This window comes from Acetobacter sp. DsW_059, from assembly GCF_002153695.1.
GTDB lineage: Bacteria > Pseudomonadota > Alphaproteobacteria > Acetobacterales > Acetobacteraceae > Acetobacter > Acetobacter thailandicus.
The window spans coordinates 1-636 of the sequence record NZ_JOPI01000113.1 but is presented as its reverse complement, the minus strand read 5'-3'; the positions used below and the strand labels follow the sequence as shown (position 1 = coordinate 636).

Below are 636 nucleotides of genomic sequence, written 5' to 3'. Positions count from 1 at the left end.
CCCGCAAACGCAGGCCGATTGTCTACACACCTCAGTTTCAGGATAACGGCCCTACAGACGAACGACTGGCTAAAGGGAACTTCTCTCCTGGGAAACCTCCTAAAGACTGCACAGTCATCGAAACCCTTCTGAAATCACAAGACATTACTCAGGATGCCGCGAATGCTGCTGACAGATGGTTCAGGTCATGGGTATTCGCGTATCATGGTTATATTGAGAATCCTGCTGATTATATCTCGAATGAAAATATCAGGCACGACGATCTTTCATGGTTGATGACCCGGGCAAATGCTGCTGGAGATATTTATGATGTAAGGCATGCTCTCGGCATGTGTGGTGAAGTTCGATTAAAATCTATCATGGTTGATAAACTGTCATTTAGAGATATGGCGGCCTCACTATTCCCCACAATCTCTATTGACCTGGGGCGAAAGAAAGTATCAGCACAATGCTGCCTTATCCTGGAGCAGCTTGCTGAGTTCTATGAAGCGCAAGCGAAAAAAAGAGCAAAAGAGATAAGAGAAAATCTTAAAGCTTGACGTGGGTACCTTATTTGGGGTATTTTTTATCAAAATTCGATAACTACGTCTAATAGCCGCCATGTGCGGCTTTTTTTGTATCTGGCCCCATGAAAAA

Annotated in this window: 1 protein-coding gene; it reads left to right on the top strand. The window is 44.3% G+C overall.

Going from position 1 to position 636, the window contains the following annotated elements; translation table 11 throughout:
• The coding region (locus HK25_RS13105) for a hypothetical protein (RefSeq protein WP_086636391.1) at positions 1 to 539 on the top strand (539 nt) is incomplete at its 5' end.
• Between the last annotated feature and the right edge of the window lie 97 nt (positions 540 to 636).